The following is a 21487-nucleotide window of genomic DNA, read 5'->3' as shown; positions in this document are numbered from 1 at the left end:
CTTCCCCCTAGATTGCCGTGCGCGCCCTGAGCGCCGCCTGAAGCGTTCCCTCGTCGAGATAGTCGAGTTCGCCGCCGACCGGGACGCCGTGGGCAAGACGCGTAATCTTGACGTCCAGTCCGGTCAGCTGGTCCGTTATATAGTGTGCTGTCGTTTGCCCCTCGACAGTGGCGTTCACGGCGATGATGAGCTCGCGAATGCCGCCCGCGGTGACGCGCTCGATCAGGCCGCGAATGTTGAGGTCATCCGGCCCGACGCCATCCAAGGGTGAGAGGGTACCGCCGAGAACGTGGTAGGCCGCGTTCAGCGCAGCGGCACGTTCCAGCGCCCAGAGGTCGGACACATCCTCGACGACGATGATGACGGACTGGTCGCGACGGTCATCCGTGCAGACAGTGCAGGGATCGACCGTATCGACATTGCCGCAACGGGAGCAGATCTTGACCTTGTCATAGGCCTCGCCCATGGCATTCGACAAAGGGCCGAGCAGCTGGTCCTTTTTCTTGATGAGATGCAGGGCGGCGCGGCGCGCCGAGCGCGGGCCGAGGCCTGGCACCTTTGCCAACAGCTGGATCAGTTTTTCGATTTCGGGGCCGGTGACTCGCTTTGCCATGAGCGGTTATTAGCCCATATGGTGGAAAAACGGAAACAGGTTGGGAGAGCCGAGCGAATGAAAATCCTCGCCGTCTGCATCGGCAGTGCCGAGCGTCTGCCCGGCAAGAGCTACAAGACGGGCATCTACAAGCATCCGATCAGCGGCAGCGTGCTTATCGATTCCGAGGGACTGGTCGGTGACGCCATCTGTAACCGCAAGCATCATGGCGGCGTCGACCAGGCGGTCTATCTCGAGGGGTCGCTGACGCTCGACTGGTGGTCGACGGAACTGGGACGACCAGTCGAGCCGGGCGCATTCGGCGAGAACATTGTGATCGGCGGCCTCGACAACAGCATCGTCTCGGTCGGCGATCGATTCATAGCCTGCGATCTTGTTCTGGAAGCCACCAGCGCACGGATTCCTTGCGCGACCTTCGCCGCGCGGATGGGCGACCCGGGCTTCGTCAAGCGCTACACCAAGGCGGCTCGGCCGGGCATCTATTGCCGTGTGATCAAAGGCGGAACGATTGCAGCCGGAATACCGGTCGAGCATCTCCCCTACGGCGGTGAAAAGGTGACGATGCCGGAAATGATCGCTACCTTTGGCAAGGTTCTCGCGCCGCGGGATCGCGACCGCTATCTCGCGGCGCCGATCCACTACAAGCTTCGCGATATATTGAACGCGCAGGCCGGCGCCTAGCTCAGGCGCGCCTCAAGGGTTGCTAGGGCGACGCGTCCCTGCGGCCAATCCTCAAGCCCACTTGTCCCGTTTATATGGCCGCGGGCGCCGATCTCCATGAATTCGCTCCCCCAGCCATTCGCCGTGGTGCGCGCATAGTCGAGCGAGGCGAAAGGATCGTCGCTGCTCGCGATGACCAGAGACGGGAATGGGAGCGCCGTGTCGGGCGGATCGGCAAAGCCGGCGGCCTCGCAGGGGAAGGCCGGCGAGGTCGGATTTGGTGGTGCTACCAGTAGGGCGCCACCGGCACGATGCCTACTCCGCGCCGCCCAATGGACAACAAGCAGGCAAGAGAGGCTATGAGCGACGAGAAGCGGTTCGGCCCTTGACTGCGCGACGGCATGTTCCAATGCCGCAATCCAATCGTCGAGTTCGGGTCGATCCCAACTCGAAGGCGAAAAGCGCTGCATGCGCGGCGCATCGGCCGCCTCCCATCGAGATTGCCAATGTGTTTCGCCGGACCCGCCAATGCCGGGTAAAGTGATGATATCGCGCATCGATTCCTTCCTGTTGCTCAACGGATAAGCTGCGTGAGATAGTCGGCGACCGACATGGGAAATCATCGGGAAAACGCTCCTATGGCCGATGAATTGAAGGCGAGACAGAAATGGCTGATTTCATAAGCCGGCAACTTGACCCTACCGACATGCTGATTATCGAGATCATGCAGGCTGACGGGCGCATCACCGTCTCCGAACTGGGGCGAAAGGTCGGCCTGTCGCAGCCGGCCGCATCCGAGCGGCTAAAACGTCTGGAGGAGCGAGGCATCATCGAGGGCTACGGTGCCCGCATCAATACCGCGGCCCTCGGCCTTGGCATGATGGCCGTCATCCGGCTGCGCACCGTTCACGAACATATCCGTGCCTGCCTCAAGCAATTCGCTGAAATGCCTGAGATCATCGAGGTTCTGAGGTTGACCGGAGAGGACTGCTTCGTCTTGAAGGTGCTGGTTCCCTCGCCGTCCGAGCTTGAAATCATCGTCGACAGCATCGCTCGCTATGGTGCGGTAACAACATCCCTCGTGTTGCGTAGCGAGCCCCAAAAGCCGGTCGGTCGCGAACTGTTGAAACTGGCGCGCAAGCACTCATGAGGCGGATTTCGATCGCCGCCACTTGCTGAGGCGAAGAACACTCCTAGATTTTCACGCACGGGGTGTAAATCGAAGGAGGCTCGCATGTCCATCGCAAGACTTATCGCGGCGGCTGTCATCGCCGCAACAGCCACTACCTTCCTATCAGCAACGCCGGCAGCAGCCCGCGTTAAGGTCGGCTCGTTGGGCTGTGACATATCTCCGGGATTCGGTGTCATCATCGGCTCCAAACGGACGCTCAACTGCATTTTTACGCCGTCTTCCCCTGATCGGCCAAGCGAACGATACACCGGTACGATCACCAAATTCGGCGTCGATATCGGGACGCTCGCTGGCGGCGGCATGATCTGGCTCGTCTATGCGCCGACCAATCGGCTCGACGGAGCGCTGCAGGGCAGTTACGCGGGCGTCGCAGCCAATGCTACCGTCGGCCTTGGCGTCGGGGCTAATGTGCTGATCGGCGGTTTTGAAGGCTCGATTGCTCTGCAACCGGTATCGGCTGAGGGCACGTCCGGTCTCAACATCGCAGCAGGCGTTGCGAGTATGGTCCTGACTTGGGTGCCGCCGGCACCACCGCCTCTGCCTCCCAAGCGTCACATCTCGCAGAGGTAGCCTAACGCATCGCGATTGCCACCGCGGCGCCGGCCATCGTGCCGGCACTCGCGCGGTTGGCTATGCGCACGGCACGCCGGCTCTTGAGGAAGCTTCTCGCTTTGGCAGCAAGGAGCGCCCAACTGATGTCGATCACGATCAAAACCAGAAGCATTGTCGCAACGAGTTCGGCCCAGCCGACCATGGTTACGGCCTGGATGTCGATGATCGAGGGTAGCAGCGCCATGTAGAACATCATGATCTTCGGGTTGCCAAGCGTCACCGTCATGCCGGCGAGGAAGAGCTTTGCAGGTGATTGCGCCTCCGGCAGCGTTTCGCCCTCACTATCGGGCGAGGCGAACCACATCTTCCAGGCAAGATAGAGCAGGTAGCCGACGCCAAGCCACTTGATGGCAACGAAAGCATAGTGGAAGGTTTCGGCAATCGCCGCCAAGCCGGCGACGGCGCAGGTCAGCCAGATTGCTTCGCCGAGCCACATGGCGGCGAGGAAGGGCAGAACGTCGCGCGCACCCTTGGAAATCACGCGGGCGACGAGCGCAGCAACGCTCGGACCCGGGGAGCCAGCCGCGACAAACAACGCGCCAGCAAAGACAAACAGACTGGTCAACGTCATCGGCAATCCTCCCTGTTGCGTGACCGAAGCGATGGCAGCGCAGCGACACTGCCCTCTCGATCTACCGGATGATCAGAACGGCATCTTGAAGCCGGGAGGAATCGGCAGGCCGGCGGTCAGCGCCTTGGTCTTCTCGGCAGCGGCCGCTTCGGCCTTGTCCTTGGCATCCTTGTGCGCGGCAACGATCAGGTCCTCAAGGATTTCGACGTCGTCTTCCTTGAAGAGGGACGGGTCGATCTTCAGGCTCTGCATCTCGCCCTTGCCGTTGAGGATCACGGTGACAAGACCGCCGCCCGATTTGCCTTCGGCATGGAGTTCGGCGATCTCCGCCTGCATCTTCTCCATCTTGGCCTGCATTTCCTTGACTTTGCCCATCATGCCCATGATGTCGCGCATCGTCTCGCTCCTTCTCGATACTCTAGAAAATTATGTCGTCGCCGGGCAGGATGTCGCCCTCGTCGGATTCGGCAGCAGCAGGCGCCTTGACCTCCTCTTCCTCATCGGCTTCCGGCGCCCGTACGCGAACGTCGATGATCTTGGCGCCTGGAAACTGTGCGAGGATCGCTGCCACGTCAGGATCCTGGCGGGCGTCGCTTACCTGCTGCGCCTTGGCATTCGCTTCGGCCTCGACCATGGTCGGCTGGCCTTCCTCGCGACTGAGGCTGACGATCCAATGGATACCAGTCCAGTCCTTGAGCTTGACCGCCAGTTCGTTCAGCAGCGTGCCGGGGGCACCTTCCGTCAGATTGACGTCGAGGCGGCCGGGCTCGATGCGAACCGGGCGCACGAAATTGCGCACCAGCGCCTTGATCTTCACGTCGCGCTTGTCGCCGGCCAGATTGGCGATATCGCCGATGGAATTGACCGATACCAGCGGCTTCGGCGCGTCGGCTGGCTTCGTCTCGACGCGGCCGACCGGCATGTTCTGCGGATTGGGATTGGGGACGGCGCGCAACATGGCGGTCGGGCCCGTGGGCTGCGGGCGCGGGATCGACTCGGTCGACCGTGCCGCCAGATTGCCCTGGTAGTTCACCGTCGCGCCGCCACCGCCATTGCCTGACGGGGCAGACGGACGGCTGCCACCGTTTGTCTCGGAAAACTCCGCAAGGCGGCGGGCAGCATCTTCCGGCGCCGGCAGATGCGCGGCATGCGCCAGCCGGATAAGCACCATCTCCGCGGCGCCGGCTGGGCGCGAGGAACCCTCGGCCTCCGGAATGCCCTTCAGCAGCATCTGCCAGATGCGCGACAGCGTCGTCACCGCGACGCCTTGGGCGAATTCAGCAGCTTTGGTGCGTTCGACTTCGCTAAGCGAAGGGTCGTTCGCGGCATCAGGCACATATTTCAGCCGCGTGACCAGATGCGTGAAATCGGCAAGATCGGTCAGCACGGCCACAGGATTGGCACCGGCTTCGTACTGGCTTTCGAACTCGCCGAGCGCTGCCGCGACATCGCCTTTGACGATGTGATGAAAGAGATCGACGATGCGGGCGCGGTCGGCAAGGCCGAGCATGCCGCGCACTGTTTCAGCCAGAACCGCGCCGCCGCCATGGGCGATCGCCTGATCAAGCAGCGAGAGACCGTCGCGCGCCGAGCCTTCGGCCGCGCGCGCAATCATCGCCAGCGCATCGGGTTCGGCCTCGATGCCTTCCTTCGATGCGATCGTGGTGAAGAGGCCGACAAGATCAGAGGCGCTGATTCGGCGCAGGTCGAAACGCTGGCAGCGCGACAGAACCGTGATCGGGACCTTGCGGATTTCGGTCGTCGCGAAGATGAACTTCACATGCTCCGGCGGCTCCTCAAGCGTCTTCAACAGGCCGTTGAAGGCCTGCGTCGAAAGCATGTGCACTTCGTCGATGATATAGACCTTGTAGCGCGCCGATACCGGGCGGTAACGCACCTGCTCGATGATCTCGCGGATATCGTCGATCCCGGTATGCGAGGCGGCGTCCATCTCGATGACGTCGACATGGCGGCCTTCCATGATCGCCTGGCAGTGGTCGCCGGGGATGCGCAGGTCGATCGTCGGCTTGTCGATCTCTGGGGTCTTGTAATTCAGCGCGCGCGCCAGGATGCGGGCGGTCGTCGTCTTGCCGACCCCGCGAACGCCGGTCAGCATGTAGGCCTGCGCGATACGGCCGGTCTCGAAGGCGTTGGTCAGGGTCTGGACCATCGGCTCCTGGCCGACCATCAGATCCGTGAAATCCTTGGGGCGGTATTTGCGTGCCAGCACCCGGTATCCGGTGCCCGTCGAGGCGGCATCTTGTGATTGTCGCTCGGTGTCGCTCATCGCCCTGCTTATCACCCGGACTGCCCGAGCAAGAATGGAGAGAAAGGTGGGAGGCTGGCACGATGACCCGTGCCGGGCTCGTTAGGGCTGCTTCCTTCCGGACCTGACCCGGTTGGCGAGTGGCTCGTCCACCACCAACCTCCCGGATGCACATATCGGCAATATCGCCATCAAAAGCAAGCCAAGCTCAAAAAAAACTGCTAGCCTCAGGAAAACATGGAGGAATGCCTGTTGGACGAATTCAAGCTCGACCGTCGGTTGGAAAGCGACAGCGACAGTGTCATGCAGACGGGGCTGTGTGATCTGCGGTTGTCGAAGGACGCCCGTTGGCCGTGGCTGATCCTCGTGCCCCGCAGGTCGGATATCAGCGAAGTCTTCGAGTTGACACCTCTCGATCAGGTGATGCTGACATTCGAGACCGAGATGGTCGCCGCTGCGCTGAAGAAGACGACCGGCGCCACAAAAATCAATATCGGGGCCCTTGGCAACATCGTCCGTCAGCTTCATGTTCATGTCATTGCCCGCTTCGAAGGCGATGCCAATTGGCCAAATCCGGTTTGGGGTTTCGGCAAGGCAGAGCCTTACGCTGCGGAAAAGAGAAATGACCTTATAGAGAAGTTGCGGGAAGCCCTTTCATCATGAGCCGTTCGCTTTTCGATTCGGATGTTCCGCATCCGGAACCCAGCAGCCTGACTGCCTTCGCCGCCAATGACCTGATCCGCGATTCCGAACATCGCGACGAGACGTCGGTCGACAAGGCCTTGGCCAAAGAAGGAACCCATATCTTCGCCTTCGCCGGCGACAAGCTGGTTCTCAAGCACGACGGGCAAGTGCTCGACCCGCTGTTTGCCCGCTACGAACTGAAAGACCTGCAGCCGAACTGGGACGAGACCGTGCTGCTCGGCTACCGCAAGACCGGCGAGCCGCGACTGGCGGTTCCGGTCGGCGTGTCCGAGGACGAGCTTGCCAGCCAGTACAAACCCGCAGACGGACGGTCGCTGTTTCGCGAGATGCTGCTCGACGAGGTTCTGCTTGGCGAATTTGCCCAGGGCGCCAGCCTGATCCGCTGGAACGGTGACAACAAGTTCTGTGGCCGCTGCGGATCGACGATGAGCATCCATATCGGTGGCTATAAGCGTGTCTGCACCGCGTGCGAGCACACGATCTTCCCACGCACCGACCCCGTCGTCATCATGCTAACGATCGACGAGGAACGCGATCTTTGCCTTCTTGGGCGCAGCCCGCACTTCGCTCCAGGCATGTATTCCTGTCTTGCCGGTTTCGTTGAACCGGGTGAGACGATCGAGAACGCCGTGCGCCGCGAGACCCTGGAAGAATCCGGAATCCATACCGGACGGATCCGCTATCACGCCTCGCAACCATGGCCGATGCCGCATTCGCTGATGATCGGCTGCTATGCGGAATCCAAGTCCAAGACTGTCAAATTCGACAGCCAGGAACTGGAAGACTGCCGCTGGTTCACACGCGAGGAAACGCTCGAAATGCTCGAGCGGCCCGGACTTACCGGCAAGGCGCCGCCGCCCAAGGGAGCCATAGCCCATCGGCTGATGCGCGACTGGGTGGAATGGAAAAAGCAATAAGGCCTGTAGAACGAGGCCCTTGAGATGGCACGCTCCGAACGCCTTCTGACTCTGCTGCAGACCCTGCGGCGCTATCGCCGGCCGGTAAGCGGCTCCGTGCTGGCGACCGAGACCGGCGTCAGCATCCGCACGCTTTACCGCGACATTTCGAGCCTGCAGGCGCAAGGGGCCTTGATCGAAGGCGAGCCCGGACTGGGTTACGTACTGAAACCGGGCTTTATGCTGCCACCGATGATGTTTTCGCAGGACGAGATCGAGGCGCTCGTCCTCGGCTCGCGTTGGGTCGCGCGGGCGGCCGATCCGCGGCTTGCAGCCGCGGGCGCCGACGCGCTCGCCAAGATCGCCGACGTGCTGCCGCAGGACATGCGCGACGAGATCGAGACGTCGACGCTGCTCGTCCACCTAAAGCCGCCCGTCGCCGACAAGGCGGACCTCGGCGCCATTCGCAAAGCGATTCGTACGGAGCGGATCCTCAAGCTGACCTATTCGGATGAGGGTGGAACCGTCTCCGTCCGCAATATCTGGCCCTTCGCGTTGAGTTACTTCGAGCAGGTGCGCGTCGTCGTCGCCTGGTGTGAATTGCGTAAAGATTATCGTCATTTCCGCACCGACCGGATCGTCGAAATGATCCCGCAGGACGGACGTTATCCGCGCCGGCGCGCCGTGCTTCTCAAGGAGTGGCGGGACCAGCAGGATATTGCTCATTGAGCGCGACGCTACTGCCATAAACTGACAGTGGTCAGCGCTATTATCGGTACCAATCCAACAGGAGGACCGATGATGACGAGCTTGAACCTTACCCGATCGACGCGTGGCAGCCATCCGGTCGACGAGACCCCTTGCGATGCAGGATATCCACAATCCACGCTTCTGCGCATGATGTTGAACGCTTCGCGCCAGATGGTGCTGAGGAGGTATTCGCGCCTCGATCTGGAGACCATGCCTGAGCCGATGAAGCGTGATCTCGGCTTGGTGGACTGGGGCTGCCCCTGCCACGAAGGTTAGACGCACACGACACAACTCCCAAGACGCGCAAACGACCGCCGCCGCTGCCAATGAGTGCAGCGGCGTTTCGTCGCCTGCCACCCTGTCACAACAAGGACAACCCGATGAACAGCCCGAACCTCATCATTTTGTACGTCAAGGACCCGGCCACGAGCGCCGTTTTCTACCGGTCCTTGCTCGGCCGCGAGCCGGTGGCCGAAGCCCCGAACTTCGTCGCCTTCGCACTCGACGGCGGCTTCACGCTCGGCCTCTGGCGGCTGAGCAAGGTAACGCCGCAGCCGTCTGCGACCGGCAGCCGCGCCGAAATCGCGTTCATGGTCCCCGGGGAGAACGGCGTCTCGACGCTCTATGAGGACTGGCGCAAGCGCCAGCTCCCCATCGCGCAGGACCTCACGGACATGGATTTTGGTCCGACCTTTGTCGTGCTCGACCCCGATGGCCATCGCCTGCGGGTATGTGAACCGGACAAGTGAGTCGCAAAAGAAAGGGCGCCCAAGGCGCCCTTTTCTATTTCTGCAGCTGGCCCCGCATTGGGTGGCCCTTGTAGACCCCGAGAATACGCACCTTCTCGGAAAAGAAGCGCAGTTCCTCCAGCGCGCGGCGAACATTCGGATCGTTCGGGTGACCTTCGATGTCGGCGTAGAACTGCGTTGCGACAAACTTGCCGCCGAGCTGATAGCTCTCAAGCTTGGTCATGTTGATGGTATTCGTCGCAAAGCCGCCGAGGGCCTTGTAGAGCGCGGCCGGGATGTTTCGGACATTGAAGACGAAGGTCGTGACGAGCTTCTCCTCGGCCGAGCTGCGATGCGCCCATTCTTCGTCGCGAGCAAGGACAACAAAGCGTGTGACGTTATCCTCGGTGTCCTCGACGTTCTCGGCCACGATGTCGAGGCCATAGAGCTCCGCAGCAAGGCGCGGGGCAAGCGCGGCCATCGACCGATCTCCGGTCTCCTGGACGAGTTTTGCAGCACCTGCGGTATCGCCAGCGATCACTGGCTTCCAGCCATGTGAGCGGACGATCTTGCGGCACTGCCCGAGGGCGTGGATATGGCTATGAACTGTGCGGATCTCATCCTTGGTGACACCGGGAAGCACCATCAGCTGAAAGCGGATCGGCATGAAATACTCGCCGATGATGTGCAGGCGCGACTCCGGCAGCAGGTGATGAATATCGGCGACGCGACCAGCGATCGTGTTTTCGATCGGGATCATTCCGATATCGGCATCGCCGTTCTCGACCGCAACAAAGGCATCCTCGAACGTCTGGCATGGCAGCGGCTCCATGGTCGGAAACATGTCGCGGCACGCCATATCGGAGTTCGCACCGAACTCGCCCTGGAAGGCGATCCTGTTGGTTTTGATGTTCATGGAAAATCCGTCACTTCGTTCTTGCGGAGAGAATGCGCCGCGCCTTTTCAAGGTCGGCAGGAGTATCAACACCGAGCGGAACCGTGTCAACGAGCTCGACGTCGATGCGCATGCCGGCTTCAAGCGCACGCAGCTGCTCCAGCGACTCGCGCTTTTCCAGGACCGATGGCCCAAGCGTCACAAAACGCTCCAAGGCGGACCGGCGATAAGCATAGAGGCCGATGTGATGATAGAGCGGCCCTTCGCCATAAGGCGCCGTAGCCCGCGTGAAATAAAGCGCTTTCAGTCGGCTTTCGGACAGTGGCGCGCCGACCACCTTGACAACATGGGGCGCCGTCTTGTCTGCCTCGTTGTCGATCGCGATCGTCAGCGTCGCGATATCGACGTTGGGGTCCTCAAGCGGGCGCAACGCGGCACGGACGGTTTCCGGATCGATCGTCGGCAGGTCGCCCTGGACATTGACGATGACCTTGGCGCGGGCCTCGGGGTCAACCTTCCCCAGCGCTTCGTAAATGCGGTCCGAACCGGATTGATGATCCTTGCTGGTCATGACCACTTCAAAGCCCGCCTCGGCAACGACGTCATAGACCTGCTGGTCATCGACAGCGACGACGACGCGGCCAATCTCAGCCTCCTTCGCCCGCAATGCCACCTGGACAATCATCGGCAGTCCGCAAATATCTGCAAGCGGCTTGCCCGGAAGACGGGTCGATGCCATGCGCGCCGGGATCAGCACGAGCACGTCATCTAAATTTGGACTGGTCATTGTTCGGGCCTTCTAATCCGGGCGGAAAGGTGTCAAAAAGTCTCACGCAGCAGGCCATTTAGACTGTTGCAACGAATAGCCAAAAGACATAGGTTCCGCGCGATTTCAAGATGGTCCGGTTTTATGTCTGCCGGCTGCAAGGGGAGCATTGCAGATGAATTCATACGTGAATACGGCTGTGGGGGCGCTGCTCGGGACGGTTTTCGTTCTGATGTCCGTCTCCATCGCGTCGGAGGGGATCTTTCATTCGGAAGCGCCGGAGAAGGAAGGTTTCGCGATCGTCGCTGATGAGGCACCCGCCTCCGGTGGCGGCGAGGCCGCACCGGCCGCAGCCGTTCCGATCGCACAGCTGCTTGCAAAGGCGGACGCCAAGGCTGGCGAAGCCGTGTTCAAGAAGTGTCAGGCCTGTCATGACGCGACCAAGGGGGGGCCGAACAAAGTCGGTCCGAACCTCTATGGTCTCGTCGATCGTCCGATCGGCACGCACGAGGCGTTTGCCTACTCGTCGGCGATGAAGGATTTCTCCAAGGGTGGCAGCGAGAAGTGGACCTTCGACCATCTGAATCACTTCCTGGCAGCGCCGAAGAAGTACGTTGCCGGTACGGCGATGGGCTTTGCCGGTCTCCCGAAGGATACGGATCGCGCCAACGTCATTCTTTACCTGCACACGCTGGCCGATTCGCCGGTTGCGCTTCCCGATCCGAACGCGCCGGATAGCGCAACGCAGTAAGTCGCTGCTCGATTCCAGAAGAAAATCTAAGCCCGGCCTGACGCCGGGCTTTTTCTTTTTTGCATTAGCCGCCGAGCAGAAAGGCCCAGAACGAAACGGAGATGGCCCCAAGCGCCGTCGTCAGCGTGATCGTCGACGCCGCCAGGCTGTGGCCGACACCGAAGCGATTGGCGATCAGCCAGGCGTTGACGCCTGTCGGAACGGAGGAGATCAGCACAAGGGCAGCCGTCCAATCGCTGGCAAGCCCGACCAGATTGCTCGCCGCCCAGACGCAAGCGGGCAACAGCAGAAGCTTGAAGGCGGAAGTGACGCTGGCGATGCCGGCGTTGCCCGAAATGCCGTATTTCTCGAGCGCCATGCCGAGTGAGATCAAGGCGACCGGCCCGGCCACGCCAGCAATCTGGTCGACGATGGCACCCACCGGTCCGGGCATGGTGAGCCCCAAGAGATGCATGGCAGCGCCGCCGGCCAAGCCGATCACCAGCGGGTTCTTAACGAGATTTTGGGCGATCTGGCGCACGACCTTGGCGATGCTGCGCTCCTTCTTGCCGGCGATCTTGTGCTCGGCGCGCTCCATCATGATGGTCCCGATGATCATCATCACAGGCAGATGGACCGCGATCAGAATGGAGAGTGGCACGAGCCCCTTGTCACCGACCGTGCGCTGGACGAGTGGCAAGCCGATGAAGATGGTGTTGGCGAAGGCTGACGACACACCGGCAAGCACGCCAATGCGGTCATCGCGGCCGAAGAAGCGCGTCGCGGCGATATGGGCCGCGACCCAGGTGACGGCAACGCCGGAGAAGTAGGCGATCCAGAGACGGAACGGCGAAGCACCATGAAAATCGGCCTTGGCGATCGTCCGGAACAACAGTAGCGGAACGGCGATCTTGAAGACAAACTCGCTCAGCGCATCACCAATCTCCGCTTTCATCAGCCGCAGCTTCACCGTCAGCCAGCCAATCAGGATCATGATGAAGATGGGAAGGACGTCGAAGATGATGGCTGACATTGAGTACGGCTGCCTTGCGAGGGATAAGCATGCCTAGCAGCAAAATGACCGCGATGACAAACGCGTGGGGTATAAAAGCAAAAAAAGCGGGCTCTGCCCGCTTTTCCGCATCCGGTCCTGCCGGATAGCCGGTCTGCAATGCTGCCAGTCCATCCGTGGTCAGCGTCGCTCCGGTAACGTCGAAGGGCATCATTCCCTTCTCGAATGGCTGCAACCTTTCGGATGCTCATGCCAATCTCGTTAAGGAGATTTATAGAGGCGGCAAGTGACACGGGGATGACGTCCAAGTGGCGTTTTTGTGAAGCGTCGAGGCAAACCGCGACGACAGATTGTACTGTGCCAACGCCCCCGGCGCGAGGGTCTAGACCGCCGATCAGCGTTGGTGCTGCCAGCGCCATTGCTCCATCCGGTCAAAACGGGACTTGTGCCCTCCGGCAAAATCGTGCGATGTCCCATTTTGGCTGGGGAGACCAACATGGGGGTAAATTTTGCCAACAGGTAAAGTCAAGTGGTTCAACCAGGACAAGGGCTTTGGGTTCATCACGCCGGATGACGGAGGCACTGATATCTTTTTGCATGTCACGGCCGCTCAACGGGGCGGAATCGACAATGTGAAGGAAGGCATGGGCGTCGCGTTCGAAGTCGCACAGGACCGTCGAACCGGCAGAACGTCTGCCGACAACGTCCGACAGGTTTGAAATGATCGGTGCGGCTGCAAGGCCGCACCGACTTGATGCTCGGAGACAAAATGAAGCGTAGCTTTGCTGTCTGCCTCTTCATGCTTCTGGCCACCGGACCGTCCCTCGCCGACGACGCCACCGCCAAGCTCGCGTTCTTCTACGACAGTTGTGTTTCCTCAGGTCCCGACTTTGAGCGTACGTCCGAGCGCGCGAAAGTCGACGAATGGCCTTCGATGGCACAGGACTTGGCGCTAACCTTCACGCCGATGGAAAACCCGGAAGCGCTCCAGGGATGGATTGTCAGCGGCGGCGAGAGCGAGAGCTTTCGTGCACTGGTGGTCTCCCGGGCGGATGTTGGCGGCAAGATTGTCGAAGGCTGCACGGTGGCATTGGGCGACGTCGACGCAACTGTCTTCGAGAGCGCCTTGGTCGAGAAGGCAAACGCCGTTTCGGCAGGCGAAGAGCAAGGGCAGGACCGCATCTACAAGCGATATACAGCCACCATCAACGGACGCAGTGAGGCGATCACCCTGACGCTTCCGCTCTACGCAAAAGGCTCCGATCAAATCATCGCCAGTGCGGTCGCAGAGCAGCAGATCGAACACTGAGATCGACTTGCCCGCGACGGTGATTCTCCACTTCACTATGAGATTTTAATACAGGAAGCCTCGCGGCCGAATGGAAAGCATACGGCCATTTCCCCCATCTTAGTGATGAAGCGCCGTGAGCCGACGGCTACCCGAGTGACTTCAACATAACTGGCTCTTGCTCGACCGCTCATCATATCGCCCCTGGGCAACGCATGGGCGGTCGACTTCGGACCACTCGTTCAGCTGGCCACCTCATCCATTGTCAGGAATCCCGCATGCGTCCCCAAAAGAAGCCATTCGTCGTGGAGATCAAGAGAACACGCCGTCTTTCTTCGAGAGTGCCATCAAAAAGCAATGTTCCTTTGGAGAAGGCCAGTTCCGAACACGAAAGGCATCTCCGTAGCGGGTCTGCTGCGAGCGCCGCACCGAACGACGAAAGGCAATAGGATGGTGAGCAGACACCTCCCTCACGAATATTTCTTCCTCAATGGTTCGCAATCTGACGGACCGGTTATCGGTCACATCGACGGCCGCCCCATTCCTGCACGCATCATCGACACGCGAGGCAGCCGCTATCGCTTCGTGGGCCTCGCCCGCCGCGACCCGCGTGGTCGCCTCGATGTATCCGCGCTGCGGAGGAATGAATGGCTGGTCGCACCCGACCTGATCTATGTGGCCGTTGCTTGAACCGCGACCTGTTGGACTTCACGGCGACCGGCTCGTGGTGTTTGATCCCCAACGGCGAACTTTTACGAAGGCATCGATAGGTTCTCACGGCATTTCCGCTTCCCATGCGGCGAAAATTCGCTAAGACCGATCACCGGCTATCACCAAACACCGGGACCTTACCCTTTCATGACCAAATTCGATGTTCTGACTGTCGGCAATGCCATCGTCGATATCATCGCGCGTTGCGACGACCAGTTCCTCATTGACAACAAGATCACCAAGGCAGCGATGAACCTCATCGATGCCGAGCGCGCCGAGCTTCTCTATGCGCGCATGGGACCGGCGGTGGAAGCCTCCGGCGGCAGCGCCGGCAACACGGCGGCGGGTGTCGCAAGCTTTGGCGGCAAGGCCGCCTATTTCGGCAAAGTCGCAGAAGACCAACTTGGCGAGATCTTCGCCCACGACATTCGCGCGCAGGGCGTTCACTACCAGACGCAGCCGAAGGGTACGTTCCCGCCGACCGCACGCTCGATGATCTTTGTGACTGACGACGGCGAGCGTTCGATGAACACCTACCTTGGCGCCTGCGTCGAACTCGGACCTGAGGACGTCGAAGCCGAAGTGGTTGCCCAGTCCAAGGTGACCTACTTCGAGGGTTACCTCTGGGATCCGCCGCGCGCCAAGGAGGCGATCCGCGAATGCGCCCGTATCGCCCACGAGAACGGCCGCGAGATGTCGATGACGCTTTCCGACAGCTTCTGCGTCGACCGCTACCGTGGCGAATTCCTCGACCTGATGCGCTCCGGCACTGTCGACATCGTCTTCGCCAATCGCCAGGAGGCGCTGGCGCTCTATGAAACCGACGACTTTGAGGAAGCACTGAACAGCATCGCAAAGGACTGCAAGATCGCGGCGGTGACGATGAGCGAGGATGGCGCCGTCATCCTCAGGGGTAGCGAGCGCTTCTATGTCGATGCGATCAAGATCAGGGAACTGGTCGATACGACGGGCGCTGGCGATCTCTTCGCATCCGGCTTCCTCTACGGCTACACGCAGGGCCGGACGCTGGAAGATTGCGGCAAGCTCGGCTGCCTCGCCGCCGGCATCGTGATCCAGCAAATCGGTCCACGGCCGATGAAGTCGCTGGCCGAAGCGGGCAAGCAGGCGAGCCTTATTTGAAGGCTTCGCCGGGATAAGCGCCCCAGATCTCCGACTGCGCCACCCAGCCTTCGGCGCCGTCGATCTTGGCAAAGCACCAGTCGCCATTGCATTCGCCGATGTTCATCATGACGCCGGGTTCGAGCTTGGCGACGACGGTTGCCGACGACAGGGCGTCGCGGCGCATGTTGACATAGACAGACTTGCCCTTGCCCTTCATCCATGGAGCGGCAATCGCCGCCCGTGAACCCGACAGCAACGATTGGTTGACCCAGCCTTCGGTGCCATCGGCATCGCGGATCTGGCGCCAGTTGTCGTATTCCTGAATGATCTCGACCGGCAGGCCGGCCTTCAGGTACATCCAGGAAGCTGCATAGTCCGTCCCGGGGCCGATTCGCAAATTGACCCGCTTGGACTTGAGCGTAACGAAGCGCGGCAGCGGTAGGCCGCTCGGTCCCTTTGCCGCCTGTGCGGAGGCCATTTCAGCCGTTCCCGCCGAAAGCACGAAACCGATCGCAAGGGCGAGGCAAGATTTCAGGACTTTGCTATGCATGGGATTTCCGTTTGCTCAGAGGAGGGCAGGACTGCTGCCTGATTCCGGGAATTCGACATTCCTGCGCACGCTGGACGAGTTTTGTTTGTCTTCGCGTGCGGGTCTGGTAGAAATTGCCCGGAACGGGAAAATTATCCCGCGTGTTGGTTAAGGACCTCTTTACAAGTTAGCGCCGGCGCACATGACGACGAAGAAAAAACCGAAGGTCTACATCACGCGGAAGCTGCCCGATGCGGTCGAAACGCGCATGCGCGAACTCTTCGACGCGGAACTCAATATCGACGATGCGCCGCGCTCCAAAGCCGAGCTGATCGCCGCAGTCCAAAACGCCGACGTGCTGGTTCCAACCGTGACTGACCGAATCGACGCCACGGTGATCGAGGAAGCCGGACCACAGTTGAAGTTGATCGCCAGCTTCTCGAACGGCACGGACCACATCGACGTCGAGGCGGCGGCCCGCAAGGGCATCACCGTGACCAACACGCCGAACGTGTTGACTGAAGACACGGCCGACATGACGATGGCGCTCATTCTCGCGGTGCCGCGCCGGCTTGGCGAAGGTGCGCGCGTGCTGACCGATCAGCCGGGCGAATGGGCCGGATGGTCGCCGACCTGGATGCTTGGGCGACGTATTCACGGCAAGCGCATCGGAATCGTCGGGATGGGGCGAATTGGCACCGCCGTTGCCCGCCGCGCCAAGGCTTTCGGCCTTTCGATTCACTATCACAACCGCAAGCGCGTGAACCCCGCGACCGAAGACGAGCTGGAAGCGACGTACTGGGAGAGCCTCGACCAGATGCTTGCCCGCGTCGACATCGTTTCGATCAATTGCCCCTCGACTCCGGCAACGTTTCACCTGCTGTCGGCCCGCCGCCTGGCTTTGCTGCAACCGACCGCCTACCTGGTCAACACCGCCCGCGGCGACGTGATCGACGAGGCGGCGCTGATCAAGAGTTTGCGGGAGGGAAAGCTTGCCGGTGCGGGTCTCGACGTTTTCGAGAACGAACCTGCGGTCAATCCGAAGCTCGTCAAGCTGGCCAACGAAGGTAAGGTCGTGCTTTTGCCGCACATGAGTTCGGCAACGATCGAAGGTCGCATCGACATGGGCGACAAGGTCATCATCAATATCCGGACCTTCATCGATGGCCATCGCCCGCCAAACCGGGTGCTGCCAGGCCGCTAAGCCGAGATCGCCTTGCGCATCTCGATCGACGTCGTTCTGGTGAAGCCGGGATGGGCATTTTCAGCGGTCTTCTCGAATCCCCAGCGCGCAAAAACGTCATGATTCTCGACGAGTTCGATGCGTGTTTCGAGCCGGAGCGACGGCAGTGCGTGGTCTCGTGCCGTCTGCTCCGCGACCACCAAAAGCCTACGGCCAATGCCTCGACCTTGCGAAACCGGAGCAATCGCCAGTTTGCCGATGTAAAGGCAGCCTTCTTCCGGTCGCAGGAAGACGCAGCCAGACAAGGTTTCGCCTTCCATCGCCACATAGGCGATTTCAACGCGGGCCTTGTCGGCAAGCGTCGCCCGCGTGAGGTTCGAGGCAGAGGACGGCGGATCGATGCGATCGTTCATATAGGCGAACGACGACAGGATCAGCGCCAGCAGCTCGTCCCAACGCTGAAAATCCTCATCGAGGCGGACGATGTTCATGATGCCTGGCTATGCCTTGAGCGGCGGCGCTTGTAGCGGATCGTGTCGAAGCGGGCGGCAAGCGCATCGTAGAGCACTAGCCGGCCGATCAACGGCTCACCGGTGCCGGTTACGAGCTTGATCGCTTCCATCGCCATCAACGTGCCGATCACTCCGGTCAACGCGCCGATAATTCCGGTCTCGGCGCAGGCCGGGATCAGTCCCGCGGGCGGCTTCTCGGGGAAGAGATCGCGATAGGTCGGGTTTGGCGTCCCGTCTTCGGTGGCCGCATAAGGCTTCAGAACCGTGACGGAGCCATCGAAGCGACCAACAGCGCCGGTCACCAACGGGATTTGCGTCGCCTCGGCAGCGTCAGCTGCCGTATAGCGCGTATCGAAATTATCGGAGCCATCGATCAGGAGATCAAAGCCGGATAGATGACGGCGCGCAGAATCCGGCGAAAAGCGTTCCTCAAAACGGATCACGTTGACATGCGGGTTCAAGCGGGCAATCGCGAAGGCGGCGCTTTCTGTCTTCAGCTCCCCGACCGTTCCCGAATCATGGATCACCTGCCGTTGCAGGTTGGAAAGCGAAACCCGATCGTCATCGGCAATGCCGAGCGTGCCGACGCCGGCGGCTGCGAGATATTGCAGGACCGGCGCCCCGAGCCCGCCCGCACCGATAACGAGCACGCGGGCGGCTTTCAGTTTCTGCTGGCCGGCGCCACCGATCTCCGGAAGCAGGATATGACGCTGATATCGCGCGATTTCTTCCGGGCTGAGGGGTTCCATGGGCAGGATGCTAGCACGGCCTTTGGTTAAGGGGGAAGCGGCATCGGTCATTCGAAAACCTTTCCGTCGGCAACGGTGAAAAATTGCGCGCGCTCGCCAAGGGCCGAGAACATGGCACGGTCGGTTCCCGTCATGAAAGCCTGACCGCCGAGTGAGTCAATGAGGTCGAAGAGCGCAGCACGCCTGCCTTCGTCGAGATGCGCGGCGATTTCATCAAGCAGCAGGACCGGCGCGTGGCCGGTGAGATTGGCGACCAACCGGGCATGGGCAAGGATCAGCCCGACCAGCAGGGCCTTCTGCTCGCCGGTGGAACACCGCGATGCCTCCATCTGCTTCTGCTGGTGGCGGACAAGCAGATCGGCGCGATGGGGGCCGTCGAGCGTGCGACCAGCCGCGGCGTCGCGGTAGCGGCTCTCCGCGAGCATGGCGGCATACTCATCCTCAAGATCGACGGCGGGGCGCGAGAACTGGCCATCCATGAAGCCGGCAAGCTCCAGCGCCGCGGCGGGAAAGGGCGAAGTTTCGTGCGTTTCGTCGATGAGGCGTGCAAGAAGGCCCAGCATCTCCTGCCGCGCCATCGCCATGGCAATGCCGAGACTCGCCATCTGCTGCTCGAGGCCGGAGAGCCAGGCGGGATCGAAGCGGCGTTCGTCGAGCAGCTTGTTGCGGCTGCGCATGGCGCGCTCGAAATCGCTGGCACGGCGGCCGTGGGCCGGATCGAGCGACAGGACGAGCCGATCAAGGAAACGACGGCGTTCGGACGAGCCACCAGTGAACAGCCCGTCCATCGAGGGCGTCAGCCATAGAAGGCGGAGGTGATCGGTCAATTCGTCGGCTGATTTTGCCGGCGTGCCGTTAATCCGCAGCCGGCGGGAGGCGCTGTCGTCGGTGGTATCGACGCCGGTGCCGATCTCCACCTCACCGTCCATGCCATCGAGCTCCGCGAAGATCGAGAAGCCGGCGGTCGCGCCAACACGGGTGATGTCGCCATAAGTGGCGCGGCGCAGGCCACGACCCGGCGACAGAAGCGAGACGGCTTCCATCAGGTTGGTCTTGCCGGCGCCGTTGTCTCCAGTCAGCACCACATGCCGACCGTCGAGCGACAGCGAGACAGACGCGTAATTGCGAAAGTCGGTCAACTTCAGACGGGACAGGGAGACCTTGTGCGGCATTCGATATCCGGATTCGTGGTGTCCGAGAGCTAAGCGCAACGAGAGCGGATGGCAAGGGTTCGACGCCGCTGCCGATGCAACGCGACGGAAGAGTGCATGTTGGCGCCATCGTCAGAGGATCGTATGATAACGCCGAGGCCGGGGGGACTTCGATGAGACAGTTGACGAAAACGCGGATAGTAGGCGGCGGTGTGGCGATCCTGTTGGTAGCCTATCTGATCGTTGCCTATTTCTTCATGCCTGAAATATGGATCCATCGCGACGCCAGCCGCGTCGCGGAATTTGGCCCAATGGTGACCACCACCAAACAAGACATTCGCGGCGATCCCATCAATGTCGGGCTTGTCGGCGCAAAGGAGGACGTGTTGCGGGCATTCGCGTCGGCAGGATGGGATCCAGCTGACAAGATCACGCTGCGGACATCGGCCGAAATTGGATTGAGTGTCGTGCTCGATCGGCCCGACCTCGACGCTCCGGTCAGCCCGTTGCTGTTCGAGGGACGCCAACAGGATTTGGCGTTTGAAAAGGCCGTGGGCAAGAGCGCCGACGAGCGCCACCACGTCCGTTTCTGGGAAACCAAGAGCACTGGCGAAGACGGGCGCCCGGTGTGGCTCGGCTCGGCTAGCTTTGACCGCGGTGTTGGCTTCAGCCACGACACCGGCCAGATCACCCATCACATTGCGCCTGATCTCGATGCCGAGCGGAATCTTGTAATCGGCGATCTTCAGTCCGCCGGGCAAGTGTCGTCGACCTACGAGATCGAGGGGATCGGTGCCACGAAGACCGGCCGCAACGGTGGCGGCGACCCGTATTTCACCGATGGAAAAACGCTGATCGGCGTGGTGCGCGGCCTCACCAAGCAATAGCCCGCTTCCACGCCGCATTGAATCGGTGGAAGATGCGGACCGAATCATGAGAGGTGCGCCGTTGAGGGTCGCCGCAGCACAGACCCTGGTCTCTCCCGACATTGCGGCGAACGGCAGCGCAATCCGGAGCATGATAGCGGCCGCGGCCGCCAGCGGAGTGCGTGTCATCAACTTCTGTGAGGGCTCACTTTCGGGCTACTCGAAGTTCCAGATCATGCATCCCGACGACTGGAGGAGCTTCGATTGGGGCAGGCAGGAGGCGGAGCTGAGGGCGATCGCCGATCTCTGCGGCGACCTTGGCATCTTTGCTGTTGTCGGCGGAGCGCATCGGCTGGCTGAAGGCTACCCGCCGCACAACAGCCTCTACATCTTCTCCGAAGGAGGCACACTTCTCACCCGCTACGACAAGAGGTTCCTTTCGAACAGCGAACTTGGCGGCTGGTACTCTCCAGGCACCGCACCCATCACTTTCGACGTCGACGGTTATCGATTCGGCTGCGCCATCTGCATCGAGTCGCAGTTTCAGGAAGTGTTTCAAGAATATGAGAGCCTTGGCGTCGATGCCGTGCTTTTCTCCTCATATGGCGTTGCCGAATACTTTCAGATTGCGCTTCGCGCTCATGCCGGGCTGAACTGCATCTGGATCGGCGCTGCGACGCCGGTCCAGAAGGCACCCAAAGGGCCGGCCGGTATTATCGGCCCGGACGGAAAATGGGTGACGCAGTGTCCCGCAACGCCCGAACCGAGCCTGGTGACCGCGCTGCTCGATCGTGGCGACCCTGTCTACGACATTCCGCTGCAGAAGGCGCGGCCATGGCGGCTAAAGGCGCGACAGGGCGACATCTATCGCGAGAGGATGGCCGATGATCCCAGAAGCGAAAACAGAAGCGGCTATTGATGCGCAATGCTGCTTTGCGTCGCAGTGCCTTCATCTTGTGGCATCGACCGTCTATATCAGC

Annotated in this window: 29 protein-coding genes and 1 other RNA gene; 16 read left to right on the top strand and 14 right to left on the bottom strand. The window is 61.1% G+C overall.

Annotation, left to right across the window (positions count from 1 at the left end; all coding sequences use genetic code 11):
- Window positions 1-7 precede the first annotated feature (7 nt).
- Window positions 8-613, bottom strand: coding sequence for a recombination mediator RecR (recR, locus tag RGCCGE502_RS00565; RefSeq protein WP_016552214.1), 606 nt, complete (start codon window positions 611-613; stop codon window positions 8-10).
- Window positions 614-670: 57 nt separating this feature from the next.
- Here recR and RGCCGE502_RS00560 point away from each other — a divergent pair, with 57 nt between their 5' ends.
- On the top strand, window positions 671-1294 hold the full coding sequence (locus RGCCGE502_RS00560; protein ID WP_016552213.1) for an MOSC domain-containing protein: 624 nt from the start codon (window positions 671-673) through the stop codon (window positions 1292-1294).
- Here the strand turns inward: RGCCGE502_RS00560 and RGCCGE502_RS00555 are convergent.
- Window positions 1291-1830, bottom strand: coding sequence for an RBBP9/YdeN family alpha/beta hydrolase (locus RGCCGE502_RS00555; protein ID WP_016552212.1), 540 nt, complete (start codon window positions 1828-1830; stop codon window positions 1291-1293). The genes RGCCGE502_RS00560 and RGCCGE502_RS00555 overlap by 4 nt on opposite strands.
- 110 nt (window positions 1831-1940) lie before the next feature.
- On the opposite strand from RGCCGE502_RS00555, the gene RGCCGE502_RS00550 reads away from it, so the two are divergent.
- Window positions 1941-2423: an Lrp/AsnC family transcriptional regulator gene (locus RGCCGE502_RS00550; protein ID WP_016552211.1), complete on the top strand. Its 483-nt coding sequence runs from the start codon at window positions 1941-1943 to the stop codon at window positions 2421-2423.
- Window positions 2424-2507: 84 nt separating this feature from the next.
- Entirely contained in the window at window positions 2508-3035 is a 528-nt protein-coding gene (locus RGCCGE502_RS00545; RefSeq protein ID WP_016552210.1) for a DUF992 domain-containing protein, read from the top strand.
- Between the two features lies 1 nt (window position 3036).
- On the opposite strand, the gene RGCCGE502_RS00540 is transcribed toward RGCCGE502_RS00545, so the two are convergent.
- The 4 genes from RGCCGE502_RS00540 to ffs all read right to left on the bottom strand — a co-directional run bounded on the left by RGCCGE502_RS00540 (window position 3037) and on the right by ffs (window position 6078).
- On the bottom strand, window positions 3037-3648 hold the full coding sequence (locus tag RGCCGE502_RS00540) for a LysE family translocator (protein WP_016552209.1): 612 nt from the start codon (window positions 3646-3648) through the stop codon (window positions 3037-3039).
- Between the two features lie 72 nt (window positions 3649-3720).
- Window positions 3721-4044, bottom strand: coding sequence for a YbaB/EbfC family nucleoid-associated protein (locus RGCCGE502_RS00535; RefSeq protein ID WP_007799011.1), 324 nt, complete (start codon window positions 4042-4044; stop codon window positions 3721-3723).
- A 22-nt stretch (window positions 4045-4066) separates the two neighbouring features.
- Window positions 4067-5935: a DNA polymerase III subunit gamma/tau gene (locus tag RGCCGE502_RS00530; protein ID WP_016552208.1), complete on the bottom strand. Its 1869-nt coding sequence runs from the start codon at window positions 5933-5935 to the stop codon at window positions 4067-4069.
- A gap of 46 nt (window positions 5936-5981) precedes the next feature.
- An RNA gene (ffs, locus tag RGCCGE502_RS34900) (signal recognition particle sRNA small type) lies at window positions 5982-6078 on the bottom strand.
- Window positions 6079-6166: 88 nt separating this feature from the next.
- Here ffs and RGCCGE502_RS00525 point away from each other — a divergent pair.
- The 5 genes from RGCCGE502_RS00525 to RGCCGE502_RS00505 all read left to right on the top strand — a co-directional run bounded on the left by RGCCGE502_RS00525 (window position 6167) and on the right by RGCCGE502_RS00505 (window position 9014).
- A complete protein-coding gene (locus RGCCGE502_RS00525; RefSeq protein WP_176705663.1) occupies window positions 6167-6577 on the top strand; it encodes an HIT domain-containing protein in 411 nt (136 codons plus the stop codon).
- The gene (gene nudC, locus RGCCGE502_RS00520; protein WP_016552206.1) at window positions 6574-7536 is read left to right on the top strand and encodes an NAD(+) diphosphatase; all 963 of its coding nucleotides are present in this window, start codon (window positions 6574-6576) and stop codon (window positions 7534-7536) included. The genes RGCCGE502_RS00525 and nudC overlap by 4 nt, the downstream gene beginning before the upstream one ends.
- A gap of 24 nt (window positions 7537-7560) precedes the next feature.
- Complete coding sequence (locus tag RGCCGE502_RS00515) at window positions 7561-8244, top strand: helix-turn-helix transcriptional regulator (RefSeq protein ID WP_016552205.1); 684 nt, start codon at window positions 7561-7563, stop codon at window positions 8242-8244.
- A 72-nt stretch (window positions 8245-8316) separates the two neighbouring features.
- The gene (locus RGCCGE502_RS00510; protein WP_016552204.1) at window positions 8317-8541 is read left to right on the top strand and encodes a hypothetical protein; all 225 of its coding nucleotides are present in this window, start codon (window positions 8317-8319) and stop codon (window positions 8539-8541) included.
- A gap of 104 nt (window positions 8542-8645) precedes the next feature.
- On the top strand, window positions 8646-9014 hold the full coding sequence (locus RGCCGE502_RS00505; protein ID WP_016552203.1) for a VOC family protein: 369 nt from the start codon (window positions 8646-8648) through the stop codon (window positions 9012-9014).
- Window positions 9015-9048: 34 nt separating this feature from the next.
- Here RGCCGE502_RS00505 and RGCCGE502_RS00500 read toward each other — a convergent pair whose 3' ends face one another.
- Complete coding sequence (locus RGCCGE502_RS00500; protein ID WP_016552202.1) at window positions 9049-9909, bottom strand: prephenate dehydratase; 861 nt, start codon at window positions 9907-9909, stop codon at window positions 9049-9051.
- A 10-nt stretch (window positions 9910-9919) separates the two neighbouring features.
- Entirely contained in the window at window positions 9920-10675 is a 756-nt protein-coding gene (locus tag RGCCGE502_RS00495) for a 3-deoxy-manno-octulosonate cytidylyltransferase (protein ID WP_016552201.1), read from the bottom strand.
- A 154-nt stretch (window positions 10676-10829) separates the two neighbouring features.
- Between RGCCGE502_RS00495 and RGCCGE502_RS00490 the strand changes: the two genes are divergently transcribed.
- Complete coding sequence (locus tag RGCCGE502_RS00490; RefSeq protein ID WP_016552200.1) at window positions 10830-11405, top strand: c-type cytochrome; 576 nt, start codon at window positions 10830-10832, stop codon at window positions 11403-11405.
- Between the two features lie 64 nt (window positions 11406-11469).
- Here RGCCGE502_RS00490 and RGCCGE502_RS00485 read toward each other — a convergent pair whose 3' ends face one another.
- Entirely contained in the window at window positions 11470-12417 is a 948-nt protein-coding gene (locus tag RGCCGE502_RS00485; protein WP_016552199.1) for an AEC family transporter, read from the bottom strand.
- Complete coding sequence (locus tag RGCCGE502_RS36480; protein ID WP_141652279.1) at window positions 12320-12610, bottom strand: hypothetical protein; 291 nt, start codon at window positions 12608-12610, stop codon at window positions 12320-12322. The genes RGCCGE502_RS00485 and RGCCGE502_RS36480 overlap by 98 nt, the downstream gene beginning before the upstream one ends.
- Before the next feature lie 295 nt (window positions 12611-12905).
- Between RGCCGE502_RS36480 and RGCCGE502_RS00480 the strand changes: the two genes are divergently transcribed.
- The 4 genes from RGCCGE502_RS00480 to RGCCGE502_RS00465 all read left to right on the top strand — a co-directional run bounded on the left by RGCCGE502_RS00480 (window position 12906) and on the right by RGCCGE502_RS00465 (window position 15535).
- Complete coding sequence (locus RGCCGE502_RS00480) at window positions 12906-13115, top strand: cold-shock protein (protein ID WP_016552198.1); 210 nt, start codon at window positions 12906-12908, stop codon at window positions 13113-13115.
- 50 nt (window positions 13116-13165) lie between these two features.
- On the top strand, window positions 13166-13705 hold the full coding sequence (locus RGCCGE502_RS00475; protein WP_040673839.1) for a hypothetical protein: 540 nt from the start codon (window positions 13166-13168) through the stop codon (window positions 13703-13705).
- A 429-nt stretch (window positions 13706-14134) separates the two neighbouring features.
- Entirely contained in the window at window positions 14135-14374 is a 240-nt protein-coding gene (locus tag RGCCGE502_RS00470; RefSeq protein ID WP_016552196.1) for a hypothetical protein, read from the top strand.
- A gap of 168 nt (window positions 14375-14542) precedes the next feature.
- A complete protein-coding gene (locus RGCCGE502_RS00465) occupies window positions 14543-15535 on the top strand; it encodes an adenosine kinase (protein WP_016552195.1) in 993 nt (330 codons plus the stop codon).
- Here RGCCGE502_RS00465 and RGCCGE502_RS00460 read toward each other — a convergent pair.
- Window positions 15528-16067: an SH3 domain-containing protein gene (locus RGCCGE502_RS00460; RefSeq protein WP_016552194.1), complete on the bottom strand. Its 540-nt coding sequence runs from the start codon at window positions 16065-16067 to the stop codon at window positions 15528-15530. The two genes, RGCCGE502_RS00465 and RGCCGE502_RS00460, sit on opposite strands and share 8 nt — an antisense overlap.
- A 181-nt stretch (window positions 16068-16248) precedes the next feature.
- Here RGCCGE502_RS00460 and RGCCGE502_RS00455 point away from each other — a divergent pair, with 181 nt between their 5' ends.
- Entirely contained in the window at window positions 16249-17250 is a 1002-nt protein-coding gene (locus RGCCGE502_RS00455) for a 2-hydroxyacid dehydrogenase (RefSeq protein ID WP_016552193.1), read from the top strand.
- On the opposite strand, the gene RGCCGE502_RS00450 is transcribed toward RGCCGE502_RS00455, so the two are convergent.
- From RGCCGE502_RS00450 to recF, 3 genes are read right to left on the bottom strand one after another with little or no spacing between them, the layout of a single operon-like run.
- A complete protein-coding gene (locus RGCCGE502_RS00450; protein ID WP_016552192.1) occupies window positions 17247-17720 on the bottom strand; it encodes a GNAT family N-acetyltransferase in 474 nt (157 codons plus the stop codon). The genes RGCCGE502_RS00455 and RGCCGE502_RS00450 overlap by 4 nt on opposite strands.
- Window positions 17717-18541, bottom strand: a complete 825-nt coding sequence (locus RGCCGE502_RS00445) for a molybdopterin-synthase adenylyltransferase MoeB (protein ID WP_016552191.1) — start codon at window positions 18539-18541, stop codon at window positions 17717-17719. The genes RGCCGE502_RS00450 and RGCCGE502_RS00445 overlap by 4 nt, the downstream gene beginning before the upstream one ends.
- Window positions 18538-19662 (bottom strand): DNA replication/repair protein RecF, encoded by a 1125-nt coding sequence (gene recF / locus RGCCGE502_RS00440; RefSeq protein WP_016552190.1) that lies wholly within the window; start codon window positions 19660-19662, stop codon window positions 18538-18540. The genes RGCCGE502_RS00445 and recF overlap by 4 nt, the downstream gene beginning before the upstream one ends.
- A 152-nt stretch (window positions 19663-19814) precedes the next feature.
- Between recF and RGCCGE502_RS00435 the strand changes: the two genes are divergently transcribed.
- Both RGCCGE502_RS00435 and RGCCGE502_RS00430 read left to right on the top strand, forming a co-directional pair.
- Window positions 19815-20528 (top strand): LssY C-terminal domain-containing protein, encoded by a 714-nt coding sequence (locus RGCCGE502_RS00435; protein ID WP_016552189.1) that lies wholly within the window; start codon window positions 19815-19817, stop codon window positions 20526-20528.
- Between the two features lie 46 nt (window positions 20529-20574).
- Window positions 20575-21426, top strand: a complete 852-nt coding sequence (locus tag RGCCGE502_RS00430) for a carbon-nitrogen hydrolase family protein (RefSeq protein ID WP_019279583.1) — start codon at window positions 20575-20577, stop codon at window positions 21424-21426.
- Window positions 21427-21487 lie beyond the last annotated feature (61 nt).

This window comes from Rhizobium grahamii CCGE 502 (assembly GCF_000298315.2).
Classification (GTDB): domain Bacteria; phylum Pseudomonadota; class Alphaproteobacteria; order Rhizobiales; family Rhizobiaceae; genus Rhizobium; species Rhizobium grahamii.
The sequence above is the reverse complement of the archived record's forward strand: the minus strand, read 5'-3'. Positions and strand labels throughout refer to the sequence as shown.

What these genes read in the sequence shown, in the direction of transcription:
- RGCCGE502_RS00470 (WP_016552196.1), top strand. Translation starts at nt 14,135, where the DNA reads ATGGTGAGCAGACACCTCCCTCACGAATATTTCTTCCTCAATGGTTCG.
- RGCCGE502_RS00435 (WP_016552189.1), top strand. Translation starts at nt 19,815, where the DNA reads ATGAGACAGTTGACGAAAACGCGGATAGTAGGCGGCGGTGTGGCGATC.
- RGCCGE502_RS00495 (WP_016552201.1), bottom strand. Translation starts at nt 10,675, where the DNA reads ATGACCAGTCCAAATTTAGATGACGTGCTCGTGCTGATCCCGGCGCGC.
- recR (WP_016552214.1), bottom strand. Translation starts at nt 613, where the DNA reads ATGGCAAAGCGAGTCACCGGCCCCGAAATCGAAAAACTGATCCAGCTG.
- recF (WP_016552190.1), bottom strand. Translation starts at nt 19,662, where the DNA reads ATGCCGCACAAGGTCTCCCTGTCCCGTCTGAAGTTGACCGACTTTCGC.
- RGCCGE502_RS00485 (WP_016552199.1), bottom strand. Translation starts at nt 12,417, where the DNA reads ATGTCAGCCATCATCTTCGACGTCCTTCCCATCTTCATCATGATCCTG.
- RGCCGE502_RS00535 (WP_007799011.1), bottom strand. Translation starts at nt 4,044, where the DNA reads ATGCGCGACATCATGGGCATGATGGGCAAAGTCAAGGAAATGCAGGCC.
- RGCCGE502_RS00555 (WP_016552212.1), bottom strand. Translation starts at nt 1,830, where the DNA reads ATGCGCGATATCATCACTTTACCCGGCATTGGCGGGTCCGGCGAAACA.
- RGCCGE502_RS00445 (WP_016552191.1), bottom strand. Translation starts at nt 18,541, where the DNA reads ATGACCGATGCCGCTTCCCCCTTAACCAAAGGCCGTGCTAGCATCCTG.
- RGCCGE502_RS00460 (WP_016552194.1), bottom strand. Translation starts at nt 16,067, where the DNA reads ATGCATAGCAAAGTCCTGAAATCTTGCCTCGCCCTTGCGATCGGTTTC.
- RGCCGE502_RS00510 (WP_016552204.1), top strand. Translation starts at nt 8,317, where the DNA reads ATGACGAGCTTGAACCTTACCCGATCGACGCGTGGCAGCCATCCGGTC.
- RGCCGE502_RS00545 (WP_016552210.1), top strand. Translation starts at nt 2,508, where the DNA reads ATGTCCATCGCAAGACTTATCGCGGCGGCTGTCATCGCCGCAACAGCC.
- RGCCGE502_RS00550 (WP_016552211.1), top strand. Translation starts at nt 1,941, where the DNA reads ATGGCTGATTTCATAAGCCGGCAACTTGACCCTACCGACATGCTGATT.
- RGCCGE502_RS00455 (WP_016552193.1), top strand. Translation starts at nt 16,249, where the DNA reads ATGACGACGAAGAAAAAACCGAAGGTCTACATCACGCGGAAGCTGCCC.
- RGCCGE502_RS00490 (WP_016552200.1), top strand. Translation starts at nt 10,830, where the DNA reads ATGAATTCATACGTGAATACGGCTGTGGGGGCGCTGCTCGGGACGGTT.
- RGCCGE502_RS00560 (WP_016552213.1), top strand. Translation starts at nt 671, where the DNA reads ATGAAAATCCTCGCCGTCTGCATCGGCAGTGCCGAGCGTCTGCCCGGC.
- RGCCGE502_RS00450 (WP_016552192.1), bottom strand. Translation starts at nt 17,720, where the DNA reads ATGAACATCGTCCGCCTCGATGAGGATTTTCAGCGTTGGGACGAGCTG.
- RGCCGE502_RS00505 (WP_016552203.1), top strand. Translation starts at nt 8,646, where the DNA reads ATGAACAGCCCGAACCTCATCATTTTGTACGTCAAGGACCCGGCCACG.
- RGCCGE502_RS00500 (WP_016552202.1), bottom strand. Translation starts at nt 9,909, where the DNA reads ATGAACATCAAAACCAACAGGATCGCCTTCCAGGGCGAGTTCGGTGCG.
- RGCCGE502_RS00540 (WP_016552209.1), bottom strand. Translation starts at nt 3,648, where the DNA reads ATGACGTTGACCAGTCTGTTTGTCTTTGCTGGCGCGTTGTTTGTCGCG.
- RGCCGE502_RS00515 (WP_016552205.1), top strand. Translation starts at nt 7,561, where the DNA reads ATGGCACGCTCCGAACGCCTTCTGACTCTGCTGCAGACCCTGCGGCGC.
- RGCCGE502_RS00475 (WP_040673839.1), top strand. Translation starts at nt 13,166, where the DNA reads ATGAAGCGTAGCTTTGCTGTCTGCCTCTTCATGCTTCTGGCCACCGGA.
- RGCCGE502_RS36480 (WP_141652279.1), bottom strand. Translation starts at nt 12,610, where the DNA reads ATGATGCCCTTCGACGTTACCGGAGCGACGCTGACCACGGATGGACTG.
- RGCCGE502_RS00465 (WP_016552195.1), top strand. Translation starts at nt 14,543, where the DNA reads ATGACCAAATTCGATGTTCTGACTGTCGGCAATGCCATCGTCGATATC.
- RGCCGE502_RS00530 (WP_016552208.1), bottom strand. Translation starts at nt 5,935, where the DNA reads ATGAGCGACACCGAGCGACAATCACAAGATGCCGCCTCGACGGGCACC.
- nudC (WP_016552206.1), top strand. Translation starts at nt 6,574, where the DNA reads ATGAGCCGTTCGCTTTTCGATTCGGATGTTCCGCATCCGGAACCCAGC.
- RGCCGE502_RS00430 (WP_019279583.1), top strand. Translation starts at nt 20,575, where the DNA reads ATGAGAGGTGCGCCGTTGAGGGTCGCCGCAGCACAGACCCTGGTCTCT.